12 protein-coding genes and 1 pseudogene are annotated in these 21,903 nt (G+C 59.4%); 4 read left to right on the top strand and 9 right to left on the bottom strand.

Translation table 11 applies throughout. From position 1 onward, the window contains the following. Nucleotide 1: 1 nt before the first annotated feature. A complete protein-coding gene (locus IVB42_RS17170; protein WP_247395954.1) occupies nucleotides 2-1,009 on the bottom strand; it encodes an NAD-dependent epimerase in 1,008 nt (335 codons plus the stop codon). A gap of 309 nt (nucleotides 1,010-1,318) precedes the next feature. Between IVB42_RS17170 and IVB42_RS17175 the strand changes: the two genes are divergently transcribed. Further along, nucleotides 1,319-1,522 carry a hypothetical protein gene (locus IVB42_RS17175; protein ID WP_247395952.1) on the top strand — a complete coding sequence of 68 codons (204 nt, stop codon included), beginning with the start codon at nucleotides 1,319-1,321 and terminating at the stop codon, nucleotides 1,520-1,522. A gap of 369 nt (nucleotides 1,523-1,891) precedes the next feature. Here IVB42_RS17175 and IVB42_RS17180 read toward each other — a convergent pair. Next, nucleotides 1,892-2,041 (bottom strand): annotated as a pseudogene (locus IVB42_RS17180) (aldose 1-epimerase family protein); the annotation flags it as partial. A gap of 1,449 nt (nucleotides 2,042-3,490) precedes the next feature. Here IVB42_RS17180 and IVB42_RS17185 point away from each other — a divergent pair. Together IVB42_RS17185 and IVB42_RS17190 are read left to right on the top strand one after the other, a co-directional pair. Further along, nucleotides 3,491-3,805, top strand: coding sequence for a hypothetical protein (locus tag IVB42_RS17185; protein ID WP_085383868.1), 315 nt, complete (start codon nucleotides 3,491-3,493; stop codon nucleotides 3,803-3,805). A 549-nt stretch (nucleotides 3,806-4,354) separates the two neighbouring features. Further along, a complete protein-coding gene (locus IVB42_RS17190) occupies nucleotides 4,355-5,512 on the top strand; it encodes a glycosyltransferase family 2 protein (protein WP_085383867.1) in 1,158 nt (385 codons plus the stop codon). Between the two features lie 53 nt (nucleotides 5,513-5,565). On the opposite strand, the gene IVB42_RS17195 is transcribed toward IVB42_RS17190, so the two are convergent. Both IVB42_RS17195 and IVB42_RS17200 read right to left on the bottom strand, forming a co-directional pair. Then, complete coding sequence (locus IVB42_RS17195) at nucleotides 5,566-6,060, bottom strand: DUF393 domain-containing protein (RefSeq protein WP_247395950.1); 495 nt, start codon at nucleotides 6,058-6,060, stop codon at nucleotides 5,566-5,568. Next, the gene (locus tag IVB42_RS17200) at nucleotides 6,014-7,654 is read right to left on the bottom strand and encodes a hypothetical protein (RefSeq protein ID WP_247395948.1); all 1,641 of its coding nucleotides are present in this window, start codon (nucleotides 7,652-7,654) and stop codon (nucleotides 6,014-6,016) included. Before IVB42_RS17200 ends, IVB42_RS17195 begins: the two co-directional genes overlap by 47 nt. Before the next feature lie 419 nt (nucleotides 7,655-8,073). Here IVB42_RS17200 and IVB42_RS17205 point away from each other — a divergent pair, with 419 nt between their 5' ends. Next, nucleotides 8,074-9,543: a lipopolysaccharide biosynthesis protein gene (locus IVB42_RS17205; RefSeq protein WP_143273826.1), complete on the top strand. Its 1,470-nt coding sequence runs from the start codon at nucleotides 8,074-8,076 to the stop codon at nucleotides 9,541-9,543. Here IVB42_RS17205 and IVB42_RS17210 read toward each other — a convergent pair. The 5 genes from IVB42_RS17210 to IVB42_RS17230 form a co-directional block, all read right to left on the bottom strand. Beyond that, the gene (locus IVB42_RS17210; protein WP_247395947.1) at nucleotides 9,530-14,752 is read right to left on the bottom strand and encodes an Ig-like domain-containing protein; all 5,223 of its coding nucleotides are present in this window, start codon (nucleotides 14,750-14,752) and stop codon (nucleotides 9,530-9,532) included. The two genes, IVB42_RS17205 and IVB42_RS17210, sit on opposite strands and share 14 nt — an antisense overlap. A gap of 225 nt (nucleotides 14,753-14,977) precedes the next feature. Then, the gene (locus IVB42_RS17215) at nucleotides 14,978-16,825 is read right to left on the bottom strand and encodes an ABC transporter ATP-binding protein (protein WP_247395945.1); all 1,848 of its coding nucleotides are present in this window, start codon (nucleotides 16,823-16,825) and stop codon (nucleotides 14,978-14,980) included. Continuing rightward, entirely contained in the window at nucleotides 16,822-17,817 is a 996-nt protein-coding gene (locus tag IVB42_RS17220) for a glycosyltransferase family 2 protein (RefSeq protein ID WP_247395943.1), read from the bottom strand. Before IVB42_RS17220 ends, IVB42_RS17215 begins: the two co-directional genes overlap by 4 nt. Continuing rightward, nucleotides 17,814-20,744, bottom strand: a complete 2,931-nt coding sequence (locus IVB42_RS17225; protein WP_247395933.1) for a trifunctional glycosyltransferase/class I SAM-dependent methyltransferase/polysaccharide deacetylase — start codon at nucleotides 20,742-20,744, stop codon at nucleotides 17,814-17,816. Before IVB42_RS17225 ends, IVB42_RS17220 begins: the two co-directional genes overlap by 4 nt. Further along, complete coding sequence (locus IVB42_RS17230) at nucleotides 20,741-21,901, bottom strand: glycosyltransferase (RefSeq protein ID WP_247470635.1); 1,161 nt, start codon at nucleotides 21,899-21,901, stop codon at nucleotides 20,741-20,743. The genes IVB42_RS17225 and IVB42_RS17230 overlap by 4 nt, the downstream gene beginning before the upstream one ends. Nucleotides 21,902-21,903: the final 2 nt, after the last annotated feature.

Consider the following 21,903-nt stretch of genomic DNA (forward strand, 5'->3'; position numbering starts at 1 on the left):
TTTATACGCGGTGATAATTTCGATACCATTCGACAAAGCGGCCCAAGCCATCCGCGAGCGGCGTCGAGGGCGTGAAGCCGACGTCGCGTTGCAGGGCCGAAATGTCGGCGCGCGTCTCGAGGACGTCGCCAGCTTGCATCGGCAAAAGCGTGCGGATCGCGGGCTTGCCGATGATCTTCTCCAGTGTCTCGACGAACTCGATCAAATTGACCGAGCAATTGTTGCCGATGTTATAGACGCGATACGGCGCATAGCTCGACGAGTTTTCCGGCTGCTCGGCGTTCCACGCGGGATTCGGCGTCGCGGGGCGATCGAGGGTGCGGATCACGCCCTCGACGATGTCGTCGACATAGGTGAAATCCCGCCACATATTTCCATTATTGAAAAGCTTGATCGGCTCACCCGCAAAGATCGCGCGCGTGAAGAGCCAGGCGGCCATGTCGGGCCGGCCCCATGGACCATAGACAGTGAAGAAGCGAAGTCCGGTGACCGGCAGCTTGTGAACATGTGCGAACGTGTGCGCCATCAGCTCGTTGGCCTTCTTGCTCGCGGCATAGAGGCTGACCGGATGATTGACCGAATGCTCGGTCGAATATGGCAAGGTGCGATTGGCGCCATACACGGAGCTCGACGAGGCGTAGACGAGATGCGCCAGGCCGTGGCGCCGGCCCGCTTCGAGCACGGTGACGAAGCCATCGCAATTGGCGCGGATGCTGGTGATGGGATCGTCGATCGAGGCGCGCACGCCGGGCTGCGCCGCAAGGTGCACCACGCGGTCGGGCGAGACCTCGTCGAACACGCGCGTCACCGCAGCGAAATCCGCAAGGTCGATCTCGTGGAATGTGAAAGCCTCATGCTTGAGCGTCTCGAGGCGAGCGCGCTTGAGCGCGGGATCATAGTAAGGGGTCACTGCGTCGATGCCGACAACTCGTTCCCCGCGCGCAAGCAAGCGCTCACAGACATGCATGCCGATGAAGCCGGCAGCGCCGGTAACCACCACGGGGGCCAAAATAAACTCCGTTGTTCGTCCTCATATACCGCATTGCCAGACTGAACCGGTAGAGGCAAGGGTTCAGCATTGGAGAACAGTCCCCTCGCATCGGCAAGCTTAATGCCGGGCGCTTCGGATGTAAGCCTTCCCAAGTTAACCAGACGGGAGCGCCCTCTGCCTGCCGACGCAACATCAGACGCGCGTCCATAAAAGGCTCCTGCCTGCACGGCAAGTCTTTCAACAAGTGTTCCCGGGGAGCGCCGAACGATCAGCACGATCAAGCGACCGATGCCGTGATAATTCCGTGCCCTCGGGCTGCTTCTTTCGGTGCTCACAGCGATCACGCTTTGTGGCATCGACAACCCGAACGGCACAAAATTGAAGCTTTTCATCAACGGCCGCTTTCTCTCGCAAAAACTGACCGGCGTTCAGCGTTATGCCGCCTGGTCAAAGCGATTGATGCCTTGCTTGCATCCGACCATTGCCCGCTGCCCTCAGGGGAGCCGAGTGGCAATTGCTCGTACCGAGTGAGACGAGCGAAGCGATCCATCTCACCCGCTTCAAGGTACGCAAGATAGGACGGTTGAGCGGACATGCCTGGGATCAGATTGAACTTGCGCGCGCCGTCACTGGAGGTCGCTTGATCAGTCTAGCCAATGCCGGACCTGTCTTTCATGGCAATCATATCCTCGTCCTCCACGACGCACAGGTGTTCCGCCGGCCCGATTTCTTGAATTGGCGCTATTTGGCCGTCCACCGAACGATGGGTAGCCTGCTTGCACGCCGGGCCACGATCGCGACCGTATCAGCCTTTTCTCGCAATGAACTGGCTGCAATGCTTCGCCTTTCGAAAACGGACATTCCGATATTCAAACAGCGCAGAGCATTTCGAAATCCACAACGCCCGATCCCAGTCGGAAACAGCAGCGGCGCATGGCGCGGCCAGGCCGCCTCTGCCTGCCAGACGCACTCGAGTCCGGCATCGCTCGCCAGCGAACACATCTCCGCGCCTTGCGCCTTGATGGTCGCAGTGAGCCCGCCGCTGCGGATCGTATGGGTGTTTTCGCTCGTCTGCGAGCCATACCCGCACGCCGGCCGGCAACGGGATCATCGTGGCCGTCCATCAGTCAGCGCTGCCACGACTGCGCTCAGCGTCGCCGCGTCAACTGCGCCCGTGACCCACATCCGAGCCCCGGCCGAGAACTCAATCTCGATCGAACGCAGCCTCCGGAGGGCGCATCAACGATCGCCGGTCGGGCGCAATGCACACTGCCGCAAAACGGACTTCGCCATCCTGCCGCTGCATCGGCTCCGGTCCGCAAGGGCGCCTGTGCGCGCCTGCCGCCGCCAAGCCATAGCCAGATTGCGGTAAACGTCATGTGGCCGAGCAACCTCGACAACAGGTGGCCCCAGGCGCCAGACTCTCCTCCACAATCCGAAGCTTCTCGGCACTTGTCCACCGCCGTCGCCGCTCTGGACCGGACAGAACCGTAACCGTCGTCACGTTTGCTCAGTTGCTTGCGAATTAATGAGCAAATCATCTCACGCTCGAACCCGATCCGGGAAGGCGGCGGCACCAGGTGTCGATTCCAAGAGTTGCAGAATCCAAGGCGCCGCCAACCCCAGCGGATGGACCCTCGCATTTTGCCAGTGTGACATAAGCGAGAGCTATTGCATCGGCGAACGACGTGCCTTCAAATCGTCAATTGCGCCAGCTATCAACGATAGGATAAAGACGTCAGCAGGTTGACTCTGAGGCAGAATTATGAGTGGGCACGTATAGTTTGATGGGAGGGCTCCTCATCATATTCGTTCTGCTCGCGATTGGCTTCGCTGCCGGCTATGCCACGCGCGAGCTGATCTCTCGTAAGCGGCACACCGAGTACTTGAACTTGCAACCTTACGTTTCGCCCGCGCTCCGAACCAGGCAACCGTCTTCGGATGAAAGCACCAGGACGCGATCCGCCTCGTCCCGACCCGCAATGCCTGAGCGGACGAGCCACGACATGCCTCAGTCGTTTCAAGGCATATTCATTGGGGAGCCGAAGCCCGTGAAACCCGGCGGGCCTGCCGGCGCAAACTTGCGTCTCATCGAGCCTCATTCGTCTGAGCCCGATACCCGATCTTTGCAGTCCCTGGATATTGAGCAGAGCCTCGAAGAACTGGTCGGGCTCCTGCTGCGCAAAAAACAGGAGAGGTAGGCCGCTCGCCTCCCGGAGGGCGTGTTGGTCACAAGTCTCTTGCCGCATCTGGGGGTCGGCCTGTTGCCAGGTCGACTATCCGCGTCCAAGAAGTAAACCCCTGGAACAAAGCACGAAGATTTCGGAGAGACTCGGGTCCAAGGAACCGGGTCAAACGGCCGAGCACGTTGCGGGAAGAACCGCCCGCCCGCAGCGCAGCGGCAGGCGCACCAAAGACTGGCTCCGGCGGCGCAAAAGTGGTATGTTCTTAGCGGTTCTGTGGCTACAATACGGCGCGTCATGCGTCCGGACATCTGTGGTGCAAGAGCAGGGAGGGCAGATTTTGATCGTGCTGATGATCGCCAGCGCCATGGCGGGAGTTGTTCTGGGGCGTTTTCTCCGCGCATACGCGCTTGTTCCCGCAACGGCGCTGATCCTAGTTGCATCGTGGTATTTGGGGCTTGAGCAGGGTTTCGCCACGGGCGCGATAGCATTCGTCGCCAGCGCGGTGATTTTGCAAGTCGTCTATTGCGCGAGCCTGCTGATCTATCTGCTCATAGCGAACCTCTCGGTGCTAGACCAGGTGCAGTCGGAGGCATCACCGCAGATGCCTGAATCGCAAATTGCATTCTAGTCAGACCCTGTCATGACCGGCAGCGAGGATGTCGCATGGCCCGTTCACTGTGACATCCTGCAGTAGAAGCTCCGCACCTGCTTAAGCCATGCAGATTATCCGGCAGGGCCGCATTCCTGCCGGTGTGCTTGTGAGCGCTTCGTTTACGCGGCATGATCCCGTGCACGAGTGATGCTCCGCAGAAGCTGGTGGCCACAGCGCTAATCTGCTCAACGGCTCGACTTGATGTCGGCTCCTTGAAACTTCAGTGGCTGTGTTGCACAAAGTCGACCGGTGCAAATGCTTTTGGACGAGACGAATGCGCGACAGCTGGCGCGACACATCACTGTATGCTCAAGCCGTTTGGGAACGAATGGCAATGCAATTTATTTAGAACCGGCGCGAAGCCGGCCGATATTCCTCGATTGCATAGAAGAAGCGCACATTTGTCCCTCGCCACGGGTTCATGAGGCTAGATCAACCCGTTGGGACAACGTGACCGTCCATAGCACCTATATTCGCCGTCTTTATCGTAGATAATGCAGATGTGATCGGTTGGCTGGAAACTCTATGGAATTGCTGGCGAGAGCACCGGCGGGCGGGAACCGCACGCAGAACGCGTTACAAGAGTCGATCGTAAGGGGTCAAGCGGCTGTCGCACTTTTGACGCCAACGCGATCACGGACTAAGCAGCGCCCCGATCCGGTCATTCACCGGATTGATACCCGGCCGCTCGACTTCGGCGCCGATGAGATCGTGGCTGTCGGCAAGCTCCGCAACGAGATGCTGCGATTACCCGATTTCCTGCGCCATCATCGCCGGCTCGGGGTCGGACGTTTCCTCGCGATCGATGACCGTTCGGATGACGGCACGCGAGCATTCCTGCTCGATCAGCCGGATGTTCACGTGTTCGAGATCCGGGAGCCCTTTGCAGAATCAAGCGGGGGCGCGCGTTGGACGAGCGCCGTGCTCGACCAATTCGCGCCAGGACGGTGGGCGCTGACGCTCGACGCAGACGAACTCTTTGTCTACCCCGGCTGCGAAAATTTTGATCTTCGATGGCTGTGCCGTTATCTACAGAGCACCGGCGCTGATTGCATGACTTCGGAGATGGTCGATATGTATCCACGCTGGCTCGGCGGTCCGGAACGCTACCATGCCGGCGAGAGCCTTGTCGCTTTCTCCCCCTACTTCGATTCCGATACCTATGTGAAGCGCCGTCGGCGCGGCTTTCCGACCAACTACCTGGTGGGTGGTGCGCGAGCGAGGCTGTTTTATGACGAACCGATGCCGCCGAGGATCGCTCTTTACGACGCACTTGTACAGTTGCTTGAGCCATACGGGCTGGCGCGGCTGCTGCCTGCAGTTAACATAACGCGCTGGCAGCCACCGCTGCTCACTAAAGTGCCGTTCGCGCGCTGGTTGCCTGGCCGGCGCTATATCGCCGCCGGTCACCTGATGGCTCCGCGAGGCAAGGCAGGGGACGTTACAGGCGCCCTGCTCCATTTCAAATTTCTCCACGACTTCACCGATAAGGTCGCAATCGCGGTCCGTGAGGGGAACTACTATCTCGGATCGGTCGAGTATCAACGCTACGCGGAGCGACTCGATCAGAATTCGTCATTCGAGCTCATCTATCCCAAAAGCCTGATCTACCAATCATCCGACGATCTTGTCCGTTGCGGTCTGATGCGTCTTTCCCCGGCCTACCAGGCCGCGATGCGATGACCCTGACACCGCTTCCTGTACACAGAAGGCGTGCTGGAGCCTTCCTCCAATCGTCACCGGACTCCATCGTTATGCTTGATATTTTCGTCGGAAGGACCGACAGGCACGCGCTGTTCTGAGCCATTGATTTCATCGATCAGCTTGCGGCCGAGAAGCCGAAGCAGAAGCTTCCTTCCGCGCACCAGCGCCGGATAAAGCGCCCGTGCGAGGCGTGGCCGGGAGAACACGAGCCGATTGAGGCGATTGAAGACGGTCGCCTTACCGGCAAGCGTTGCCAGCAGATGCATTGCATCGGCCCCATAGTAATGCTGCCCACGCCAGCGAACCACCATCCCTTCATTGAGATCGAGGTTGCGCGCGCGGATATCGCGCACGATTGGATGCTCCGAACGCGCGTCAATCAGGTGAATGCGCTGCCCACGTTCCCGCAACTGGTACAGCAGAACATAGCGGCTGCATAACGGGCATTCGCCGTCATAGACCACCCAGATCTCGTCATCGCTATGGGTCAATTCGATAATCCGTTCGCTTCCGAACGTCGCGCACAAGCTTGCCCTCCACCAGACCGAGGCATACTGAGTCCACCACATAGTGATAGGCGACAATATCGTCCATGGTCAGCTTGTTGAATTCGCCGTACAGCCATGGATTGGAGAGCATGTGGTGCGGATAGGCATAGAAGCTGTTGTTGTCCTTCACCCAGGGATAGACACGGAAAAAACGATCCGTCTCGCGGACTAATTTTTCCACCGCCTCCATGGCTACGCCTGTGTCCTGACGCGGAAGGATCTCCGGGCCGCAGGTAGTCGCGTCGTGCCAAGTCGCAAGATCGTGGTTGTTGCCCCCAACGCGAGCCCGGAAATGATTCTCAGGGATGTACATGGTTCCAGTTCCGATCATGTACGAGTAGATACCGAAATACGTGGAAGGCGCGAGAATCTGGCGACCATCGCGGGTCTCGACGAAAAGCCGCGGGCTTGCCAGCTTCGGCCCGTCCAGCCATCCAAGGTAATTGGTGTAGAAGAAGAACCGGCCACAGATGATGGTCACGATCATCACGACCTTCATCGCCGGGGTAAACCCATCACGCGGCAACGTGCGTGCCGCGGCTACGATGAACAGGTTGAGCGCAATCCAGAAGAAGAACAGAGCCCCGAGCGTGAAGTACACGCCGATGTGGAAGATGTCGAACAGCAGGCAGAAGAACGACAGCGCGCGCGTCGAGATCGCAGCCAGGGGCGACAGGAGCTGGGCACCCACCACGAAGACGTTGAAGATCAGCTGGTTGCTCGCGATCGCGTCCCAGATCGTCTGCAACGCGCCCGGCCATAGGCCGAGCGGGGCGTCGCCGCGTTCCAGTCCCATCAGGATTGAGGTTTGCGTGGGATTTGCGAGCAGCCAGGTCCATGGCTTCTCGCCACCAGCCTGCAGCTTTGAGATTCCCGACCAGAAATAGCTGCCGAGATGCGCCCCGACGGCGCACGCCCAAATCAAGCCATAGGCGCGATCGCGAAGCTGCTTCACGTTGTCTGCGGAAGCGAACAGAGTTCGCAGCCACGGCACGCGATCTATCACCCAGGCGCTGGTGAGGACGATCGTGCCGAGCACGCCAAGGACGGCGAAGTTACCGATGTCGAGCATACCGAGATAGTCGGTCTCGGTCACGAAGATGCCGGACACGACGCTCACCATTTCGCGCCATGCGTGATAGAAGTAGAACAGCGGCACCAGAAATGAAGGACGCCAGATCGCGGCTATTCCCGCCACAACCGCAAGCACCGCACCGTAGCGGAAGAACAGTATTTTGTCGCTCGAACCGAACAGGATGTTGGGAGGCCCCGCGAAGGGCCCCAATGAATCGAACAGCAACTGCACGAAGATCGCCATTCCGATCGCGACGGCGGTGATCCGCAATGGCGGCGAGAAATCACGGTAGCGAATGGAGTTGAAGGCGAGCGCGCCGGCAAATGCCAAGCAAACCAGCACCAGAGCGTAAATGTCAGACCAGCGCGCGAGATGCGTGACGGCCCGCCGCGAAATCGCAGAAAGAATGACGGCTACTGCAAGGAGGAAGAGAGGTCCCGCAAGTGACGTGACGCCAGACCGGGTTCCCTGCCGTGATGCAACGGTATACAACGTCATCCCGTCTCGAACTCCGGTGCTTCGCCATCGAGATCAACCGAACATATAGAATCACCAGCGGTCTGCAAACATCGCAAGCGCATCTTGCCCTTCCCCTGGTGTGAGTGCTCACAAAATCATCTCACGGGAACCTCAGCACCGCGAATCGAAATATGACAAACTGCGGGCATCGATGGGACCACAAGTCTCCGCATTGACAGTGGTGACGGTCAGGCCATCGTTTGAAATCTATTTCGACCAGGCTCGCCCAGGTAGCCGATCCGACATCGCCCGATCAGGTCTTCCGTTCGTCTCAAGGCCAAGCTAAAAGTCGGAGACGATCGGAACCGCCATCGTTCAGCGCGCTGGATTTCCCGCGGCATTTGCTGGCAGGCGCAAGACCGCGCAAGAACTGTTTGAGGTGGCGGGGGGTGAGCTCGTTGGACAGAGACAGCAAGTCACGGGCCGTAACCAATATCCTCATGACGGGCGGATCCCAGGCCTGGAAACTGTCGGCCGGTTTTGTCTTGACGATATTCTCGACGCGAAATCTTGCCCCGTCAGACTTCGGCCTGCTGGCCATGTCTGCGACGGCTGCAACGTTCCTCGGCCTCATCAAGGACCTCGGCATTGGACAGGCCATCATTCAACGCACGGAAATCGCCAAGGGCCAGATCGATGCGCTGTTCTGGCTATCGGTGCTCGCTTCCGCGGCATCCGCTCTCGTTCTGGCGTTGTGCGCCCATCCGGTTGCGCTGTTTTACGGCGATACGAGGCTTCAACAGCTCATGATCGCAATTGCCGGCCTAAGCTTCATTGCTGGCCTTCCGACCGTTCCGGCGGCGCTACTTGCGAGAGAATCCCGGTTCAAGCCCCTGGCAATCCTGGACGTCGCAGCGACAACCGCTTCCGTTGCCGCAGGGATCGTCGCCGTAATCATCTTGAGAGACTATTGGGCACTTTATCTGTCCACGCTCGTTCTCACGCTCATTTCGACAGTCGGGATCTGGGCCTACTCTGGCTATCGCCCTGGATATCCCCGTCTGGACAGCGGGACGCGGCACATGGCGCGATTTGGCCTGCACGTGTCAGGGTTCAATCTGGCCAACTATCTCTCGAGAAATGCGGACAACATTCTGATCGGCAAATTTCGAGGCGGCGACGAACTCGGCCTGTACGATCGGGCCTATAAGCTGTTGCTGCTGCCGATCATCCAATTACACAACCCCATCGGCCAGGTGATTGTCCCGCTGCTTTCACGGCTTCGTTTCGAGAAGGAGAGATATCTCAGCACCTACAACGATGCCCTTTCCATGGTTATGCTGATATGCCAGCCGGGCATCGTCTTCGCCGTCCTGCTCTCGGAGCCGCTCTTCAGAGTTCTCCTTGGCGAGCATTGGGTGGGTGCCGCCCCGATTTTTTCTTGGCTTGGCGTCGCGGGCTTGATCCAGGTCGCAACCGCGACGGCAGCTTGGCTGTTCCTCAGTCAAGGCCGTGGCCAGGAGTACTTCAGGCTCGGCGTTTGGACCGCCCTGATCAACGTGGCCTCATTCCTCGTCGGTCTTCCCTGGGGCGCGCTTGGAATCGCCGCCGCGTATACGCTGGTGAACTGCACCATCGTGCTGCCGCTTTACGCGATGTCGATCGGTCGTCATGGCCCGGTGACGACAAGGAGCCTGATCAAGACGACTGTCCCGCATTGGATCGGGTGTGGCCTTGCGGCGGCCGTCACAAGCATTTCGAACATCTCATTGCTGGATGGAAACTCTTTCGCTGGGTTGGTTACATTGCTGGCGCTTGCCTATGCATCATATCTCCTCGCCATGAGCTTCTTCGCGCGGAAGCGGGCACTTGCGAAACGCGTATTGCGCAACGTTTTTCGACAGGCAAAGACCTTCAGCGAAGAATGAAGTCATGCAATTCCGCCAGATGGCCAGCAATCGGGGCTACTGCGTGAACGGCTTCGACCTGATGAAGGCTTGAGGCAACATCTGGATAAGTGATGGCCACGAGGAGCCCTGCCTTGGCCGGTGGATGAAAAGCCTCGTTGCTTAACTCATATACTGTGGGGATAGCGGACCCGTCGTCTCCCGAGCGGGCGGGGCGCCCGGCCGGTGCGGTAGGGGGAGGCTGCGACGGTGCAACCGCCGAAAAATCAAAGCTGGCGTTTGGAGGATCGATGACCAGCGTGCCCCCGGATCCGTCGCTTGAGAGATTGAAGGTCGAGTTGGTGTAGTCGCCAACGAGTGAGAGATGTGCCGTATGATTTTGAGCATCGACCACGGTCAACACGCCACCGGCTGTATTGCCAGAAAAGGACGCCGACGTTCCCGCTCCGTACGCGATGTCCTTCAGGCCGATATGATTGGAATTGGACGCAGTGCCGTCACCCGTCAGACCGATGAGCGTTCCCAAAAATTGCGACGCGTGGTCCAACACCAGATTGCCGGTCGACGCCTTGAAGGTAATCGACCCGGAAGCAGGGCCGGACAATTCGAGCGTGGCGCCGGGGTCGACCGTCGCGGCCTGTGACATATTTCCGAGGTTCAATACGACATTGCCGGAGATCTTGAGGATGGTCGATGACGTATTGACGACGCCATCGCCATTGAGGTCTTGATAAAAAATCGTCTCGACCGCTTTGAGAGCAGGGTCAGTTGGGGACACCTTGTTCAGGAGGTTCGACACCCAGTTGCCATTGCTGTCCGTGGTCCACACACAGAATTCGCCGGTGGCCGGAATCTTCCAAGCCACATCATAGCCGCTGGTCGTTTGCTCCACGCCTACCGGCGTCCAAGCGTTGAACTGTCCCGGCACAACCGCCACACCACCGTACTTTAAGGTCGGCCCCGCGCCGCTGGCCATCGCGTCGAGCAAGTAATTGGAGCCGACCAGAACCAGGCCGATTGAGCCGGACGCCTCGGTTATGGTGCCTGAAACCTTCTGGGACGTTGGTGAAAGACCGATCACGCCATTACCGTTGAGATCCTGGTGAAAGAGGGGCTCGTTCGATTCAAGAGCCGGGTCGGTGCCGGACACCTTGTTCAGATAGTTGGATACGAAATTGCCGTTGCTGTCGGTGCTCCAGACCGTGAACTGACCGGTCGCGGGGATCTTCCACGCGATAAGATAACCGTTCGACGCCGCTTCCGCAGCCACTGGCACCCATGCGCCAAGCTGCCCCGCGACAACCGCCGTTCCGCCATACTTCAGAAGAAACGATGAACCGCCAGTCGACAGATAAAGGTCAGTTCTCACCTGGATGAGCGTTGTCGCGCCAGCGGCTTCAATCACCGCACCGACGGCAGAGCTGAAGGCGTTCGAAAGCTGGCCCAAATTGCCGGCGATGTCGGTGGTGGTCGCGGTGAAGTTGTGTTGGCCTGCCGCGAGCGATCCAGTGGTGATACTCCAGGCCCCACTCGCCGCCGCGACGCCGGTCCCGAGCAGGGTCGAGCCTTCGTACAGCCGGACAGTGCTTCCGGCCTCCGCCGTGCCGGACACGGTTATCGCGCTCGAAGCTCCAGGTGCGCCCGAGGTCAGGATAGGTGCAACCGGGGCACGCGTATCGACCGTGACGTTTAACGCACCGGAGGAAGCGCTGACGTTTCCGGCGGCGTCCGCGGTCTTGCCGGTAAAGGTGTGATAACCGTCCACCAACGTTGCGGTGGCAAAGAACCAGGCTCCGTTGTTATCGGCGATCGCCGTTCCGATCAACGTCGCGCCGTCGAAGATCTGCACCATGCCGCCGGCGTCCGCGGTTCCCGTCAAATTCACGTGGTTGACATTGGTGACGCCATCGCCGGCAACGTTGCTGTCGGGCGAGAACGACGCGAGCTTGGGCATGTTCGGGACGATCGTATCGACGGTGACATTCACCCCGGCTGAGAGCGCGGTGAGATTGCCGACACCGTCCGTTGCCGCGGCGGCAAAAGCGTGGCCGCCTTCGGCCAGCATTGCGATCGCCATGCTCCAGCTACCGTTGCCGTCGGCAATCGCCGTGCCGATCTGAGTTGTCCCGTCGAAAACCTTGACGGTTACACCTGCCTGCGCGCGACCCGTGAGGACCAGATGATTTGTATTGACGAGGCCCGACACGATCGAGCCGCTGTCGTTGACAGCCGAGATCGTCGGCACGGCGATAGATGTCATCGCCATCGGCGAATTCATCGCGGAAACGAATGAATAGTCGGCCGCCGTCAAGCTGGTGACGCCCGCAATGCGCAGCGCATCTGCTCCACCCGCGTAGTGAACGGTCCACACGTCGTTCACGTGGGTCAAATAGGCGCCGCTGTCATAGCCTTTCAAGACCAGCTTGTCGTGCTCGGCTGTCGCGCTCGTCAAGAGGTGGAAATCGGCGACCGTATCGTTGCCGCTGCCTGCATTGTAAACGAAGGTATCGTTGCCCGCTCCTCCAGAGAGCCAGTCGTTCCCGCCGCCGCCGTCGAGAATGTCGTCCCCGCTCGAGCCGACCATACGGTTGGCCAGTTGGTTGCCCACGCCAGCGAGCCCGCCCATCATCAACGTCAGGTTTTCGACGTTGGCCGACAACGTGTACGACGTCCAAGCCTCCACGCTGTCAATTCCGCCGGCGGAATTCTCGAGGATTTTCTGGTTCGCGCTGCCTATAACGTAAGTGTCGTCGCCGTTGCCTCCCACCAGCGTGTCATCATTATTCACAGCCGAGAGCTTGTCGTTCGCCGCGGTACCGTACACCATGCGGCTGCTCGCTTTCCCGCTGATCCACGACGTGATTGTCCCGCCGACCGGGAGTGTTGCTGGTAATTGGAAATCGTCGCTGGTGAATGCCGAGACTGTCGTGTTGCGGAACACCAGGGTGTCCTGGCTGGTCAACTTCAGATAGACGTCACTTCCGGCTTGGGTCATCGCCGCCTGCACGTCGGCGAATGAGGTGAAGGCAAAGCCGTTGAGCTGGACGATGTCGTGAGCGGCGCCCGATCCCGGAGAAAAGTCGGTGATGATGTCCGAACCATCGCCTGAGTTGATTACGAAGATATCCGCACCGCCGCCCCCGGTCAGGATATCATTTCCAAGCCCGCCGGTGATCATGTTCGCGGCGGAATTGCCGATGATGATGTTGGACTGAATGTTTCCGGTGGCGTTGATGGCCGCCGAACCGGTGAGCGTCAGATTCTCGACATAACTCGAAAGCGTATAAGTCACTGAGGCGTTTACCGTGTCGACGCCTCCGCCATAGGCCTCGATAACCTTCGCACCCGAATCGCTGACGACATAAGTGTCATCGCCGGCGCCAGAAGTCATGACGTCGGTGCCTCCTGCACCACCGATCAGGTCATTGCCGGAAGTGCCGGTCAGCGTGTCTGCAGCCGCGCTTCCCAGGATCGTGTTGGTCGGCGCGCCACTCGTGAGCAGGGTGTAGTTCGCAAGCGTGTACTCCGGCAATTGGTAGGCTTTGATGGAATCAATGGTCATCGTCGCCGTCGATCCCGGAGCGGCGTTGCCCGGCCAGCTCCCGCCCATCGCCAGGTTGGCGATCATGTACATCGCCGTATTCATGTCGGAGGGTGTCGCCTGCTGTGCGACCTCTTTCCCGTCGACGAACAATGTCAGGTCGTAGGGCGTCCATTTGAGCGCAAACGTGTGCTCTCCAGCGGTCAGGTTGGCCGTATTGGCCCAGGCCCCGTTCGTCGAAGGCGCGTACGGTGAGTGAATGGCCCAATGCGCCTGGTCAGGGTCCTGACCAAAGGCTTCGAGCACATCGATTTCCGTGTTGAGGTTATTGGCAGTGCTCGGCAACATCCAAAACGCCGGCCACGCGCCGCTTGTACTGGGCAGCGTGGCCGTCATCTCGAAATAGCCGTAGGTCTGGGTAAAGCTGTTTTGAGTCGAGATCATGCCCGACGAAAATATGGCACTGCCCGTATAAGGCGTTGCGCTCGCAGGCAGCGGTTGCGCCGTGATGACGAGGTGACCGTTCTGAATCGAGAACGGATTAAGCCCGAGCGACGTTGATGCCTGAGTGGCCGGCAGCCCGGAAAAGCTCGGATCGACATACACTTCCTGTTCGCCGGTCAGCCCGTACCCGGCGGCTCCGCTCCAGGCATAGCTCGTGCGCCAGGTCAGGCTAGGATCCTGGCCCGCGGAGAGCGCGTTGAAGTCGTCGTTGAAGGTCTGGACCAGTCCGGTCAGGGGACTGACGATGTTTATATTGGCGGCCGTGAGATTCTGGAGGCTGGTGTTTTCAAGAGTTATCGTTTCGCCGTTGGTGGTCGTCAGGAGAAGGTCAGTGCCGACCTGCTTCATGGCCGCCGTAACGTCGGCGAATGTCTTGAAGCCGGTGTTGTTGAGCTGCAGGACATCTCCGCCGGAGCCGGCCTGAAAATCGATGACGATGTCGTTGCCGTTGCCCGAGGTCACAACAAAGGTGTCGCGACCGGCCCCACCGGTCAGCACATCGTTGCCCCGCCCGCCGTCGATCATGTTGTCCCCGGCATTGCCGACAATGATGTTGTTGAGATCATTGCCGGTGGCGGGAGACGGAACGCTATCCGTCAGGACGAGGTTCTCGACGTTCGGCGCGCTGACGAGGCTGTATCCGTTGATGTTCCAGACACGGATCGTATCGATGCCCTCTCCGGCCTGCTCGACGACCTTCGTGTTGTGGTCATAGACATAGTAGGTGTCGTCCCCTGCTCCGCCGATCAGCGTGACACCCGTGCCGCCGGCCTCCACGCCGTCATTTGTTGCTCCGGTCGTCAGCGTGCCGCCCGCAGGGGCGGTACCCGCCCAGTTCCACGCCGTTCCGCTCGGTAGCAGCGGATTGTCTAGTGCGACATTGCTGGCCACCAAGGTCGAAAGCGCGAAATTCTGCAGCGTCAGGGTTTCCTTGGACGATAGCATTACGAGCGTGTCGGAGCCCACTTGGGCGGCCGCTGCCAGGAACTTGGCGAATGTTGCAAAGCCGTAGTTTTGCAACCGCAACACGTCGCCGCCGACACCCGCCTGAAAGTCAGTGATGGTATCGGAGCCGTACCCCTTCGAGACGACCAAAGTGTCACTGCCCGCTCCTCCGGTCAGGACATCATTTCCGGTACCGCCAAACAGAACGTCCGCACCGGCACTTCCATTGATAATGGGCATGATAGATTGCGTGCTCCTTTGACGTGGCACACAACTATGCCCGCGTTCAAAAGAGCCTTATCGATTCGACGCAATTTGAAGCATAACGAGCGAATCGGCTGGCGGCTGGATATTTCTGCAGAGACACCGTAATGCTACGGGCTCGTGTGAACCGCGCGGCTTTGCAACTGGACGCTTACTGCAGGGCTCGTCATTCACGAGCGGAGCCGACACCCTGGGTTCCGACTAGGGAACCGTCTTCCGCATGCGGTAGGTAACGACATCATCTTGCGAAATTCCTGTTACGCACGCTCCTCGACTCACCAGGACTTTCGCCGGAGGGCCCTCAGCCCGAACCCGGCCGTTTTCAATGCACACCACGTGGTCCGCATCGCGCACGGAATCCAGGCGATGCGTTATGAGCAACAAGGTTCGGTCCTTGAACTGCAGCTGGATAGCGCGTCGAATGCTGTCCTCAAGCGTCAGATCGAGCGCGCTCATCGCTTCGTCGAGGATGAGGAACTTCGGATTGCGCACAACCGCTCGTGCAAGACCAAGACGCTGCCGCTGACCGCCCGAGAAGCGCAGGCCATGCTGTCCTATCCAGGTGTCGTATTTGTCGGGTAAGGCCTCGACGACCTCTGAAATGCCCGCGACCCGCAGCGCCTGCCGAACCTCTTCCTCGGAGGCGTCGTTCTTGGCTATCCGAACGTTCTCGATTACCGTGCCTTCAACCAGGTCGACATCCTGGCCCGCAATCGCGAGCATGCCGAGCCAATCGTTTCGACGAACGTCTTCGATGGGCCGGCCATCAACCCGTATGTCACCCTCGCTGGCCGAATACAGTCGTAACAATAGATTTACGATCGTGGTCTTGCCCGCTCCGCTGGCTCCAATGAGCGCAGTGGTCCTCCCCGCCGGAATGTCAAACGAAGCATCCAAAAGAGCGGGCTCGGTACCGGCATCATAGCGGAACGTCACGTTGCGAAACGAGATGCCGTCCTCCAGTTTAGCCACCGCCACGTGCCCGGCCTTCGGATATTCCTTGTCATCTGTCGACAGCATGTGTCTGATGGACCGAAGCTGAGGCTCGATCTGCGACATATACAGCAGGTTCCCTTCCAAATCTCGCATATGCGGCTGCAATCGATAGAGCAACGCGACCGCGGTCAGGCTCGTCGCGAAACCGATTCCCCATAAGTCAGCGAACGCGACTACGAGAAACAGCACGACAAGATATCCCACCTCCGTCAGAGGCGAAATCATAGCGGTTAGGCGCGCAAGCCGCAGTGCGACCTGTCGGGCCTGCGTCGAGGCCTGCTCGAACCGTTTCTGGTGAATCTCCTCCTGGCTATATGCGCGGATCGTGCGCATACCCTGGAGTGTCATCAGCATATGCTCACCCAGCTTTTGATGAACCAGCTTTACACCGGCACCCAACTGCTGCATGGGCAACGAGAGATGCCGCAATCCGGCCGACACAATCATCGAAGCGACGAGCGCGAGGACAGTTACCTTGATTGAGAGCGCCAACAGAAAGGACGCGAAGAGAAACACCGAACACGAGCTCACGATAATGCGGGTAAGACTCGCGTATGCCCCGGAGATCACCCAGGTCTCGGTTCCCAACACCTCCATGAGATATGCTTCGTCATGGCGTTGGAAGAACGAATAGGAAGTTGACAGATACTGCAGATGAACGCGGTTGCGCGCGACCTCATTGATCTTCTCTCCAACACGCGCACTGACTAGTGTGTTGATGAAGGAAAGAGCACCGCGAGCAATGATGAGAAGGAGCAGAACGACAGCAGTTTCGGTCGAGCTCTGAAAGCAATTCGCCGCGTATCGGAGCGCTTCCCCCAGGAGGCCACTGGTCGACGTTGCAAGTTCCACCTGCCCCATGGCGAAATAGAAGAACAGGAGCACGAGGGTGATCCCGACCGTCTCCGCCAACGATGTAGCCAACCCAAGGACAATTAGTGCGGGCGTCACCCAACCGGGCAGCGGAGCAAGCTTGAGCAGCTTGAAGAGTTCGACCAATGCAGCGCGGCGAGCAGCTCTCGGTCTTCGTGCGTTGTTCGCGTGCTCTGTCATAGCGATTGACTCGGATCGCCGATGGCAAACAACGAAGCCGAGGGTCGAACCGCCCCGCAACGCCGATGACGCCATTTCCACCGGATTTCCGAGACAGTATCCCGCGGCACATCGTGCAGCGCGACCCTGAGCGCGAGCAGGGGATTCCGTTTGAAAAGGAGTCCGAAGATTGAAACGAAGTACCACAACTCACCGCCCGTCAGAGCTCTCCGAAGCAACCAACGCGCATAGTTTCTGAAGCCCAGGGCGAGGAGCGCCGCGCGCTCGGGGTGCCGCATCATGATCTCATCCGCGACCAGCATCCACGACCGGAACATCCGGGTCTTGTTGCTCGACATGTTGTTCGGGAGGTAGCGATAGCCAATCTGGTACTCGGGCACGACCGCGAAACGGTACGCTTCCGCGACACGGCAATAGAACAGCAGATCTTCGCAGCCTTCTGCCCCCGATGCCCTGAGTCCACTCTCGAATCCTTTTGAAACTATAAGGGCTTCTCGGCGGACCAGCGTCGAGCTGCCGTTGCCGATGAAATTTCCCTGACAGAGATAGTCCAGCACCTCGCCCGCATGAAACACGGGATCGGACCTGGCGCTTACGCGACTATCGACATCGATCCAGTCATACCAGCTGTAGACAAGACCAGTCCGTTCTCCTGCATCAAGCAAGGCTTGAAGCTGTCGTTCAATCTTGCAGGGCGTCCAGAGATCATCAGCATCAATGAACGCGACGAAGTCCGCGCGTGCCGCCTGCCAGCCCGCATTCCGAGCGGCCGCCACCCCTGCATTACTTTGTTCTATGATTGTTACTCGAGAATCCTGAATCAGATGCCGCTGGACAACTGCGACCGTGTCGTCTGTGGAGCCGTCGTCCACGACAATAATTTCCAGCTCCCGGTGCGACTGGGATCTGACGCTGCGAAGCGTCTCGTCGATCGTTGCACTGGCGTTGAAGGCCGGGATAACTACACTGACCAGAAACGCATCGATATTCATTGATACTGCTCCAGACAGCGCGCGAATGTGTCCAGCGTAAAATCGCCTCTGATCTCAATTCGCGGCAGGTCTAACAAATTGTCCCTTAGTGTGGCGGCCCGGTTGACCGTATTGAACAGGGTCTTGTAGCCGCATTCGGCCGCGAGAATTCCAAGCCGCTGATCTGTGGAGCCAAAAGGCGCGGCAAGTGACGTTACAGGTCGCCTAAGCCATCGTTCCAACTGTGCACGAGATCGCGTCAATTCCTCGGCGAGAGTCCAGGTCGCAAGTTCCTCGCTGCGCGGGTGGCTCGCCAAATGGCTACCAAAGGATACGCCCTCGGCGGCAAGCCCGGCAATCCTGACCGCGTCGAGCAGTGGAGCGGGCTCTCCGAACGGAGCATCCCATTCCGCCCGCTTTCCGACGAAGTCGGTCGCAACGAACACCTCTGCCGAGAAATCGTTTGCCTGCAAGATCGGCCATGCATGCTCGGCAAAATCCTCGTACCCATCGTCGAAGGTGATCAGCACCGGCCTGCCGACGAACGGATGATTGCTTGCCACGAACCAGGCGAGCTGATCCGAATTGATGGTATGGTATCCATTGCGGCGAAGCCACAGCATCTGTTGCCGGAACGCATCGGGAGACAGCCGGTACCGCGCCAATTCACGTGGTCCTTCAACGGCAACTCTGTGGTACATCAGGACCGGAGCGTGCGCGCGTCTTTCGGATTGCGCGACATCAGACCTGCGCGCGACGGCACCACCCCACACGATGTACCGTGCAACCTCGACCTCAATCGGCGCGTCGATAGCCGCGCATTTCACCTGTGTGTCAGGGGCAGCTTCACCCGGGCGCAACCGCCTGAATCGATCGATGCGGTACAGCTCCGTCTCGATCGATGTCTCCAGGGCAAGTCCGGGTACGCTCTGGATAATTCGCGTGATCGTCTCCGCCCCATACGGACTCTCCCAGTCGAGCCCCGTTCGCGACATGTTGTCCTTCAGCACAAAGGCGTGCCCGACCACCAGGTAACCGCCAGGACGCAGCGCCTGCACCAGTCGCTTCGCCACCGATTGGAGTTCAGCCTCGTCATCGAGGTAGTAAAGGACCTCGGAGCAGACGATCAGATCGATGTCCTGCGGGAGCGGATCGGCGGACAAATCCAGCTGGGAGAATTCGATATTCTGATGCCCATTGCACCGGACACGGGCGCGATCGAGCGCCTTAGTCGAAATATCGGTGGCCTGGAGGCGCTTGACCCAGGGAGCCAATTGCCGCGTGAAATGTCCCTCCGCACAGGCAAGCTCAAGCGCGTCGTCCACTGGTTCGTCTGGAAGGAGCTCAAGTTGCCGGCCGTACTTTTCCTGTTCATACGGCGAACCGTAGTTCCAGGGATCTTCCTGCTCGAACAGACCTTCCCAAAATTGCTTGCGCGCGGTGTGTCGAGACCTTTCGGCACATCGAATCCGGCTGCTGGAACCGGGTATACCTGAAATGGCGAGCGGCCGCGCCTGGCCTGAAGCTCGCGAGGCGAGCTCGCGCAGTCGCGCCCGGTGAGTATCTCGGCCGTCTCGCATGAAACGTCGAAGCATTCCGGTCCACTTGTGAAGTTCGATTCTTGCACGAACGAGATTTCCGAGCTGTGCTCTGATCTGGGAATGAACGAGGCCATTGGCGGCCAGCGCGATCCAGAACCGGCTGTCGATAGTGCCGAGGGCACCAATATCCAGCAGCGCCAGGATGCGAGGGCCGTCGCAGAGATAGACGTATAATCGATCAATGGTCCCGATCGCCCTGACGGTGGCGATACGGCGAAGGTCAACGCGCATGCCGAGCGTCAGTGTGAGCACCCTGGGTGCCGAAAGGTCGTCATACTCGAGCACTTTCCGCTCAAACCTGTATTGGCACTTTCGCCCCGCCGCGGGGTCGTTCCACGCACAGCCGATTGCCAAGATGAGGCCGGTTACCCCGTCCCCGTATTGCGACCACCGTTCCGCCAACTTGGCAGGCACCGTTCTGGCGCCGACCACGACGGCTTCGAGCAGGACGCTGGTGATCTCGTCCGCCGCCGTCTGGGCTTTTGGAATGTCCCTGAGCGTTTCCAGCATTGGATGGCTGGCGTTTCTGCGCCCGCATTCAAATCCGGCACACCAGAGCGCGAAGTACGCGTACGCCGCCGCGGCGCCGCCGTATGCAGTTGACGCTCCCGCCCGATGTGCGGGTGCCGGCGCGCTAACGCGATCATCACTCGAAAATCCGCGAGCAATGACCACCTGCGCGTCGGCCAGCATCCGTTTGACATCTTGCGTCAGTGAACGGTCGCTTGTCCGGTAATAGCTCAATTTCTCATCAACATGGATCCACCTGCCGCCGCAGCGGGCGATCCGTTGCCACAGGTCCCAATCTTCGCACGTGCCGAGGCTGGCCTCAAAGCCGCCGACCTTTGCAACAGCGCTCTTCAAGACGAGCACGCCATGAATGAACGTGGCACACGTACGAGCGAACCGCTCGAAGGCGTTGTCCTGGATGGCCAGATCGCAGCGAACGGGAGATTCACTGCCGTCAGGCATGACCCGGCAACAGTTGCAATAGGCAGCCACCGCCGACGGATCGAGATCCAGCGCATCATTCATTCGGGCAAGGAAGGACCGATCAATCCAATCGTCACTGTCAAGGAACAGTATTCGTTCGCCGCGCGCGCTTGCAATTCCCTTATTGCGGGCACCTGAAGCGCCTACTCCGCCAGACTGCAGAACCCGAAAGCGGGAATCCCGCGCCGCATATTCGGCGACGATCGCGGCCGTGGCATCGGTCGAACCGTCATCCACGACAAGAGCTTCCCAGTCGAGGTCGCGCTGCGCGAGCAGGCCGTCAAGCGTTTCGGCAATGGTACCTGCAGCATCGCGGGCGGCGACCACGACGGACGTACGCGGATGGGCCGTCATCTTCGAAACCTTCGGCGATGATAGAACAGCAATCCGGCGAAATACCCCGTCACCTCCTCTTTGAGGAAGCGGTCGCGAATGCTCCCTCCTTCCATTGCATTCCGGAGCAGCCGATAGAGATACCAACGCGGCTTGTAATAGTAGGCCAGACACCGGTTCGCCGAGATCCCCGTTCGCTCATACTGCACCAAAAGTGCGGCTGCATGACCGCGCATGTAGTGATAGATCTGGCTCGCCAGTCCATCCATTGTACTGCGGTGAAAGTGGAATGCGACTGATGCCGGAGTATAACGACACGTGTAGCCCCCCGCGAGCAATCGATACCAGTACTCCGAGTCGCCCGAGCAGCCGGCCTGACCGACGTCCAGGCGCTCATCAAAGAGCCCGACCGCCTGAAACACCTCGCGCCGGAACGCCATGCTCGCTCCGGCGCCGATGTCCCACGCGGCAAGGACCTGGCCGCGATGAGATCGGAAAACTGCGGGGTCGTAATCCTGTTCGCGATAGCCCTTGCCAAATCCCCAATACGTCTCGAAATGCCGTTGCGCCTCGGTCGCGAGCTCGGCGGGAAGCACAAGCCCAGTCACTGCACCGATCTCGGGAGAGTCAAACGCAGATGTCAGTTGCTCCAGCCAGCGCGGGTGAAGCAGCACATCGTCGTCCGTATAGGCGACAATATCTCCGGTCGCTTGAAGCGCGCCGGCATTGCGCGCGATATCCAGACCGGGGCGATCCTCGCGAATATAAGTTGCTGCCGCGGCCAACGCGACATCCCGCGTCCTCCGATCGCGCGATGCATTGTCCACCACAATGATTTCTCGTGGAGGATGGGTCTGCCGCGGCAACGACGACAAGCATTTGCTCAGCTCGTCCGGACGATCGCGCGTGCAGATCACCACGCTCGCCGAGAGCCTCACTTTTGTCGGGGGTCGCGCTTTGGAGTCGACAGCTGATAGAAAGCCGTCGTTGATATGATCGATCCTGGCGTCCGTTATCTGGCCTTCATGCATCAGCACATGGCCGATCGGTTGGTTGGCACGCCAGAACACCGTCATGCCCTCGCTCAACGTCGTTTCCGCAACATCGGACGCCGACGTGACGGAAACATGCGTCACGCCTCTTCCCAATCCAATTCTTGCGAATGAGGTGTCGATCATCT

The sequence above is a fragment of the Bradyrhizobium sp. 45 genome, assembly GCF_023073155.1.
Lineage (GTDB): Bacteria > Pseudomonadota > Alphaproteobacteria > Rhizobiales > Xanthobacteraceae > Bradyrhizobium > Bradyrhizobium canariense_D.